The organism is Arthrobacter sp. 05T444, from assembly GCF_056395905.1.
Window position 1 is genome coordinate 1 of sequence record NZ_JBFTKK010000044.1, and the last position, 7,664, is coordinate 7,664.

Here is a 7,664-nt window from a genome sequence, read left to right on the forward strand (position 1 = left end):
CCGGCGAGCATGCCGCCGCCCTTGCCGGCCCGGGTGCCGGACTGCTTCAGTTCGGCCTTGGCGAGTTCTATTTCCTGCCTGATCAGGGTGGACAGGTCCCGGGTGACTTCACCCAGGAGATCTCCCAGGGACGTCGAATCCGCCTTGGCATGCGCGGCAGTGGGAGGTGTATCGGGTATCTGGCTGCTCACAGGGGACGACCTCCACCCTCTACGTACGGGTCATCAGGATCGCGCAGGGGAACCCCTGCCGCACCCTGGCCTTCGAAGCCCGGCCGGGCAGGTTCGCCATACACCGTTTCTGCGTAGGTTGTCGGTGTTGCCCGCGGCGCGTCATACAAGGGTGCGCCCGGCGCTGCCGCGAGGCTGTCCGTCACCGGCGGCTGCACGGGGTGCGGCGGCACGGTGCCTGTTGTGGTCCCCGCTGCCGTTCCTGTTGCGGGAGCGCCGGCCTGCAGGCTGCGGCCGAGGCGTCCGGCCAGAAGGCCCGCGCCCGCGGCGAGGAGGAGGAAGGTGCCCGGGCGTCGGCGGGCGAAGGACTTGGCCTCGTCCAGCAGCGAGCCTGGGTCCCGGTTGTCGAGCCAGGACGCCACGGATTCTGAGCGCTCTGCGGCCTGCCGGATGAGGTCCGAGGCCACGCCCTGCTGGTCCGGCGCATCGGCCATGGTTCGCAGCTGGGAGGAGATAGTGCGGATGCCTTCGGCGGCCTTCTGCTGCTGGGTGCCGGCCTGGCTGGTCAGATCGGACTTCGCCTGATGCAGAAGATCGCGGGCGCTGTTCTTAGCTTCGTACGCGACATTGGCAACCTCGGCCTTGGCCGTCTCCGCCACGTTCTGGGCGGCACCGGCAGCCTGTCCGGCCACCTGCGCGGCCTCTTCCTTCGCCACCTCTGTCTTACCGGAGGCACCGCCCTGCGCGCCGGCAGTGCCCGCGCCCGTGGTGCCTAGGCCAGTTGTGCCCGGTCCGGTGCCATATGGGTTCTCGGTCATCATTGCTCTCTTTCCTTTAAGGGGTTAGCTGCTGTTGATGAACCAGCACGCCTGAATAGTAAGCATGGTTACCATCAAATAGTAAGTACACTTCCTATATAGATTGCAAATTTTCGGTACAGACCTCCGGAAGGCTGTCTACCGTGGTTGGAGTCATCATCGCCGGGGCTCTCGGTTCTGATAACCCCACTTCCCACCGGGACCTCTGCCGGCCGCCCCTGGTTTGCCGTCACGTGCAGGTCCTATCGGACCCCGGGACTTGGGGGCCGCGGATAGCCGGGACCAGCAACGACGCGATAATGGCCGGCGGTCCTAAAACCGCGCGCCGGCGACGATTTCCCGGGAGAGCTGGTGCAGCGGTTCGTGCCGCTTTCGGGAAGTTGTGATGAGGGCGGCGAGGGCCTGATCCCGGCTCAGGCGGAAGCGCTCCATGAGGATGCCGGTAGCTGTCCTCACCGCGTCGCGGTCTCCCAGTGCCCGGATGAGCCCATCACTCAAGCGCTGCGCCGAGTCACGTGCCTGGGCGTTGGCAAGCATCAGGGCAGCTGGGCGGGTCAGCAGCTCGATCACTCGTACGGCTCGGGAATCGAACCCGCCTGGGATGGGGGAGTATACCTTCATCGCCCCGATTGCCCCGTCGGGAGTTGACAGCGGGGAGCTGATGACTGAGCGCAATGGCAAATGGGCGATGGCCCGGGTCCAGGCGGGCCAGCGCGTTTCCGTGCGGGTGTCCTCGACAGTAATAGTTGACTGCTGGGCCCAGGCGGTAAGGCAGGGCCCCTGTCCGAGGTCATACTGCAATTGGTCCGCGTCCAGCACCACCGGATCTGTGGAGGCCGTGCTTGTACGCCGGCCCCGGGCATCCATCAGGGTGATGCCGGCGCCGGCGGTTCCGGGGATTGCTTCTACGAGGGCCTGGGCGAGGGCCTGGACGGCTTGCTTCACGGTGTCGTGAGTCAGCAGCAGGTCCGCGATCCGGGCGGTGAGGGCGGCGAGCTCGTCCGCAAGGGGCAGGTCGGCGTCCATCAGAGGTTCCGACTGGGTATTGCGGACGCCCGAACGCGGGCAGGCCTGCGATGCCGTCCCCGTCTCAGGAGCAGGACCCCGGGCCGGGCGACGATGGCTGGTAAGGCGGGCACAGGTGCGATCCTTTCTTAGGTCCGCGGTAGCCGCGCCGTGGGGCGTATGCCGTGCTGGACGGGTGCCCGGTTGACGGCGGTTTTGTTGAGATCACTCTTGAGTCGAGGGGGCCAACGCCCCGGTTAGCCGACGGGCTGAGGCTGTGCCGTCAGACGGCGCAGGGCAAGGTGCCCGCCTCGCGGGCGGGCCTAGTTCTCCACCACAATTATATTCAACGTGAACCGCCCACGCGAGAGTTGGCAGTTGCCGCCCGGCGAACTGCGCCGGCTGTGGTTTCTGCCGCCCCCGCAGGGGCGCGCCCTTGGACTGACCACGGCGTCCGGCGCCCGGCAAGATGCTCAGGGAGGATAATCGGCTTAAGAGCATGTATGCCTGCCAGTAAGGAGCCGTGATGGTAGGACAGGCGCAGGCAGCGGGTGCGCTCGCGGCTGCTGAGGCCGAGTTGTTCAAGGCGCTGGCCCATCCCGCCCGAGCCCGGGTGTTGGGCGTGCTTGCCTCCGGCCCGGCCTCGGTGCCCGACTTGTGCGCGGCCACGGGATTGAAGCCGTCGCATCTGGCCGGCCACCTTACCCAGCTCCGTGCCCAGCACCTGGTGACCGGGAAGCGTTCGGGCGGGCGGCTGCTGTACGGCTTGTCCTTTCCCGAGGTCGCCCGGTTGCTTTCAGCGGCCGAGTCGGTGTTGTCAGCGCGTGCGGCTGCCGAGGCGGATGGGCTGGCCGGCATCAGTGCCCCGGAGGCCGCTGGACAAGACGCAGAAAACGCAGACATCGGTGCCCTGGTGGAGGAGTTCGTTCCGGTCCTGGAGCAGTCCTTGGAAAGGCGTGCCCTGGTGGCAGAGGCTGTGGAATCCGTCAGACTACGGACAGGCCGTAGCTCCGAGGCGGCCCTTGCCATGCTTATGACTGACGCCCGCGAACGGGGCCGGACGCTCGCTCAGGTTGCCAGTGACGCCCTTACCACCGAAGGAACAGAGTGACTGCTGCTCTTGACGATGTGCCCAGCACGCGACAGACTCATTATTGAGGAATTGATCAATTCATTGTTCTTTCAATTCCTCTCCATTGGGGGCCTTCTGCTCGTCAGCGCGCAAAGGGGCCGGACTATCGCGGGGCATTGGGATCACATTGCGATCCGTGCCAGAGGGGCCGCGAAACAGACGGATGGGGGCAGGAACAGTGCTGTTCCTGCCCCTTTCCGGCTGTTCCGTGTCACAGATCGTGCCCACTGCTGCGGGCGGCCCATTGCTTTTCAGCCCGAGGAGCGCCCCATCTTCCGGCGTTCACCTATACAGCCAACGTATCCACACAGCCAACGCGTCGGCTTCGCCTTTGGCGGGACCGTTCCATTCGCCGCCCACCTCCAACCTGGCGGGTGTGCTGTGCGCTGCCAAACCGGCCAACACCGCATTGATGCCCTGCACTTCAGTATCGGAGGAGATGCGGACGTCGATCTTCGCCGTCGCGGATCCGGCCTTGACGATACGCTGGCTGCCGCCGGGCACGAACCCCACATTCAAGGGGTGGCATCTAAGGTATTTCCAATGTTTCTGCAGGGCAGAAGGGACAGGCTGGCTTTGCCTGAGACCTAAACCCAGGCCTGTCTCTTTTGTCCGCCAATCAAAGGCGATTGCGTGCCGTCCGTCATGGCGGGTGGGTAGAACCCAATAGCGACTTCTTGAAGGGGAGAAGCCTTGATAAAGGAATTCAACGCGCTTCGTTGTTCCCTTGAGCGGCATTACTCGCTGCATTCCATACCGCCAGCCCAAACCCGGGCGCCAGGCGGGGAACTCATTTCAACCGAAAACGGCCGGCTTCCCGGTTGATCAACGCCTACGTTTTAGAGTCTCGCCGTCCACTTCCTGATGTCCTCACACGCACCGGCCCGCTCAGAGGGCTCCCCACGGCCTCGTTGACGACGCCGAGCCGAGCCCGGGCCCAAAATCCATTAGGTGACACATGAAAGCCAAGCCTCTGCACGCAACGATACTCATCCCCTTCCTTCTGGCCGGTGGAATGATGGCTGGCGCCGCCTCGCCGGCATCCGCCGCCGGAACAACCTACTTCGTCAGTGCAGTCGGCAGCGACAGCAACACAGGCACATCCGCAACGACCCCCTGGAAGTCCCTCACCAAAGTCAGCCAGGCCGTCCTTAAGCCCGGAGACACAGTCAGCTTTCGGCGCGGCGACACCTTTACGGGAGGCGTCGTAACCGCCCAAAGCGGCACGTCGACAGCGCCGATCACGCTGAACAGCTACGGCACCGGTAACCAGCCGATAGTAACCGGAGGAAAATCCGGGAACTGTTTCCGCATCAACGGCAATTTCACTATTGTGGAAGGTCTGCGCGCGGTTTCCTGCGGCTATGCCGGCTTCAGCGTCGTCGGTGACAACGACACTGTGCGGAATTCCAGCGCGTCCAGCAACGCAGCAGGTCTGAAGGTGAGCACTGGCTCTGATTTCGGCACGTACACAGGAAATGCCCTGACGAACAACAACATCATGAACGTCAACACGCGCGGCACGAACTGCGGAACTTCACAGGCGGTTAATTGCAGCGACGATTCCGGTGCCTTTGGCATATTGATCAACGGCAATGACAATGAGGTCTCCGGCAATACCGTTTCCGGTTCCGCGGCTGCATCCTTCGACTTCAAGCTCGACGGCGGGGCCATCGAAATCTTCAACGGCAACCGTAACAACATCCACCACAACACCGCCGTGGACAACAACGCGTTCTCCGAACTTGGACGGTCATCCGCTGGAACCGCGGACAACAACACCTACCGCTACAACCTGGTTCGTTCCACGTGCGGCACCAACTGCGCACAGGCGAAAGGCTTCATCGGCCGAGGGGCCACCACGTCGTTCGGACCGACCAACGGCACTGTCTTCGAGCACAACACCGTCTACCTGACCGGCCCGGACTCCCAGGCCATGGTGTGCCACGCCTCCTGCCCGGCCACCACCGTGATCCGGGGCAACATCCTGGTCGGCGTCAAGAACTCGCTGTGGATCAACGGCTCGGGCTGGACCGAACGCCAGAATGTTTTCAACGGACCCCGGAACTTCACACCGAACAGCACTTCCACGACGGCGCCGGCAGGCTTTGTCAACGCCCCCACGGACCTGCATCTGACGGCCACCAGCCCCGCCATCGACCGCGCCGGCGTGGGCAGCTCACTGACAGACCTCGACGGTGCTCCGGTGGCCCAGAACGGGGACTGCCGAGGAACCGCAGACGCTGACTCAGGCGCCTACGAATACGACTCACCCAACTGCTGACCAGCCTGATCGGAAAGGGCTGCCGGAGTTTCGGGAGGACCCCAGGCCAGACCAAGGGTCCTCCCGATACGCAAGGTATGCGAATGCCGAGGGTAGTCCAGCGGGCTGAAATTTGTCGTCATATCTGGGCCTTCAGTAAGGCGGGAAATGTGTCTAGGCTGTGACCACCAGAGCCAGGACAGGTCTGACCTCGCGTGACGGACAGGGAGTGCATCGATGCTTTCACTTTGGCTGGACCGGGCCCGTTCCTTTACATCTGATCCTTTCGTTCCCAATGCAGAATACGACGCCGTTGTTGTCGGCGCGGGCATCACCGGTCTGGCAACCGCGGTGTTGCTGGCAAGGTCGGGAATGAAAGTAGCAGTCCTCGAAGCAAGAACAGTCGGGGCAGGAACGACAGGCAACACCACGGCCAAACTGACCCTGCTCCAGGGCACCATCCTGTCGGGACTGCGCCGTCAATACTCCCAAGAGATGGTCAACGCGTACGTCGACGCCAACAGGGAAGGGCAGGCCTGGCTGCTGCGCCACCTGGACGACAACGAAGTCCCCTACCAGCGCCGCGACGCCTACACCTATGCCATGACCGCCGAAGGCGACGAAAAGGTGCGGTCCGAGCTTGCAGCGGGTCAGGCAGCCGGCCTCGACGTAGAGGAAACAGGCGACACCGGACTTCCCTTCAGCACGCGCCGGGCGATCCGCCTGCCCGGCCAGGCCCAATTCAACCCCATGGACGTATTGGAGAGCCTGTGCGTCGATCTCCGGGCCCACGGGGGCGTCCTCAGCGAAGGAGTGCGGGTCCGGGACGTCGCTGGCGGGAGCCACCGGATCGTGAGGACCAACGCGGGCGCCATCCGCACCAAACTGGTGGTGCTGGCTACGGGGATTCCCATCCTGGACCGGGGCCTGTATTTTCGGCAGGGAGCCCTCACCCCAGGCCCGTCTGGATGAGCTCTTGGACTGGGGAAAACGCCACTTTCCGGGCGCCGACGTAACCCACTCGTGGTCGGGGGAGGACTACCAGGCGACCAACCTCATGCCCTTCTTCGGCAAACTGCCCCGCGGCGGCGGGAAAATCTACTTCGCCACCGGCTACAACAAATGGGGCATGAGCAACAGCATCGCCGCCTCCCTGGCTATCAGCGCAGAGATTCTCGGCGGCCAGCTCCCTTGGGCCGACACCCTCCACCACAGGAAAACCTCACCGGCTGGAGCTGCCGCCGCCATCAGCTTGAACGCCGACGTCGCTAAGACTCTGGCGGACAGCTGGGCCAAGCTGAGGACCGCAAAACCCGACACAAATAACACGGTCCCGGACGAGGGCTCCGGCACCATCCTCCGGCACGACCGCAAACCCGTGGCCGTGGCCGTGTCCACGGTCAACGGGAAGACCTGCCGTCTCTCAGCTGTCTGCACCCATTTGGGCGGGATCGTCAGCTGGAACGACGCGGAGAAGACCTGGGACTGCCCGCTGCACGGTTCCCGCTTCGCCGCCGACGGCCAGGTCCTGCAGGGACCCACAACCAAGGACCTCCCCGCCGCCCAATAGGCCTCGGTACCTCATCCTTGGGGCTTTAATGTGTGAGCGGTTCGAACGCTTCCGGCCGCTTATGCGCCAAAACGCAAGCGGACGACGGCGGGAGGTCCCGCCGTCGTCGGCTCTTCCGGTTCGCTAGTTGGCGTCCCGCGGGTTCTCTGCGCTGCGCCGCAGTGTAGATGTCCGCAGTGTAGATGTCCGGACTGGCAGGACTATGCGGGCGGCCTGGACGGGGTCCAGGCCGGTGACGAGGGTGCCTCAAGGCGCTCAATCCGATGGGACTCCTGACTGGGAATGGCCTTCCGCCAGAGTCTGGAGTGGCGTTTTACTTCAGTGCGAGGCCGTGCTCGTCCAGCGCATCCTCGATGATCCGGAGCGCCTTCGGACCCACGCCATGAAGTTTGGACAGTTCCGCCCGGGCGACACCGGCGAGACTTTGCAGCGATGTGAAACCTGCCCCGGTTCGGGCACGCGTGGCCGGCGCCCCTATCTTGGGAAGAGCGTCGAGCGGTGACGTTGTCATGGTTGCGCTCAGCTCTCGGTCTTCTGCGGGGCGAGTTCGCCGTAGAAGCGGAATGAATCAAGCTGTTTGTGACAGCTGGTTGGTTTTGTAGTTGATGCCGGCGTGGGCCGGGGCGGCTGGTGCGGTGGGTTTGTTGCGGTAGCGGTGAGGATGCCGGGCGTGGCAGGCGTTGAGGGTTGCCTGGCGGCGTCGGCG

Annotated in this window: 9 protein-coding genes; 4 read left to right on the plus strand and 5 right to left on the minus strand. The window is 64.2% G+C overall.

The window, feature by feature from the left end; translation table 11 throughout:
* The 3 genes from AC1DD3_RS21845 to AC1DD3_RS21855 all read right to left on the minus strand — a co-directional run.
* A partial coding sequence (locus AC1DD3_RS21845; RefSeq protein WP_476882510.1) for a phage holin family protein occupies positions 1-191 on the minus strand: 191 nt, incomplete at its 3' end.
* A complete protein-coding gene (locus AC1DD3_RS21850) occupies positions 188-988 on the minus strand; it encodes a hypothetical protein (RefSeq protein WP_476876777.1) in 801 nt (266 codons plus the stop codon). The genes AC1DD3_RS21850 and AC1DD3_RS21845, both read right to left, overlap by 4 nt.
* A 312-nt stretch (positions 989-1,300) precedes the next feature.
* Positions 1,301-2,014 (minus strand): GAF and ANTAR domain-containing protein, encoded by a 714-nt coding sequence (locus AC1DD3_RS21855; RefSeq protein ID WP_230121134.1) that lies wholly within the window; start codon positions 2,012-2,014, stop codon positions 1,301-1,303.
* 505 nt (positions 2,015-2,519) lie between these two features.
* Here AC1DD3_RS21855 and AC1DD3_RS21860 point away from each other — a divergent pair.
* A complete protein-coding gene (locus tag AC1DD3_RS21860; protein WP_476876776.1) occupies positions 2,520-3,104 on the plus strand; it encodes an ArsR/SmtB family transcription factor in 585 nt (194 codons plus the stop codon).
* A gap of 303 nt (positions 3,105-3,407) precedes the next feature.
* Here the strand turns inward: AC1DD3_RS21860 and AC1DD3_RS21865 are convergent, their stop codons facing one another.
* Positions 3,408-3,863: a hypothetical protein gene (locus tag AC1DD3_RS21865; protein ID WP_476876775.1), complete on the minus strand. Its 456-nt coding sequence runs from the start codon at positions 3,861-3,863 to the stop codon at positions 3,408-3,410.
* A 220-nt stretch (positions 3,864-4,083) separates the two neighbouring features.
* Between AC1DD3_RS21865 and AC1DD3_RS21870 the strand changes: the two genes are divergently transcribed.
* The 3 genes from AC1DD3_RS21870 (at position 4,084) to AC1DD3_RS21880 (ending at position 6,958) form a co-directional block, all read left to right on the plus strand.
* Positions 4,084-5,409 carry a polysaccharide lyase domain-containing protein gene (locus AC1DD3_RS21870; RefSeq protein ID WP_230121144.1) on the plus strand — a complete coding sequence of 442 codons (1,326 nt, stop codon included), beginning with the start codon at positions 4,084-4,086 and terminating at the stop codon, positions 5,407-5,409.
* Positions 5,410-5,625: 216 nt separating this feature from the next.
* Entirely contained in the window at positions 5,626-6,360 is a 735-nt protein-coding gene (locus AC1DD3_RS21875) for an NAD(P)/FAD-dependent oxidoreductase (RefSeq protein WP_354962262.1), read from the plus strand.
* Positions 6,361-6,364: 4 nt separating this feature from the next.
* Positions 6,365-6,958 (plus strand): Rieske 2Fe-2S domain-containing protein, encoded by a 594-nt coding sequence (locus tag AC1DD3_RS21880; RefSeq protein ID WP_476882511.1) that lies wholly within the window; start codon positions 6,365-6,367, stop codon positions 6,956-6,958.
* Between the two features lie 313 nt (positions 6,959-7,271).
* Here the strand turns inward: AC1DD3_RS21880 and AC1DD3_RS21885 are convergent, their stop codons facing one another.
* Positions 7,272-7,469: a helix-hairpin-helix domain-containing protein gene (locus tag AC1DD3_RS21885; RefSeq protein ID WP_476882512.1), complete on the minus strand. Its 198-nt coding sequence runs from the start codon at positions 7,467-7,469 to the stop codon at positions 7,272-7,274.
* Positions 7,470-7,664 lie beyond the last annotated feature (195 nt).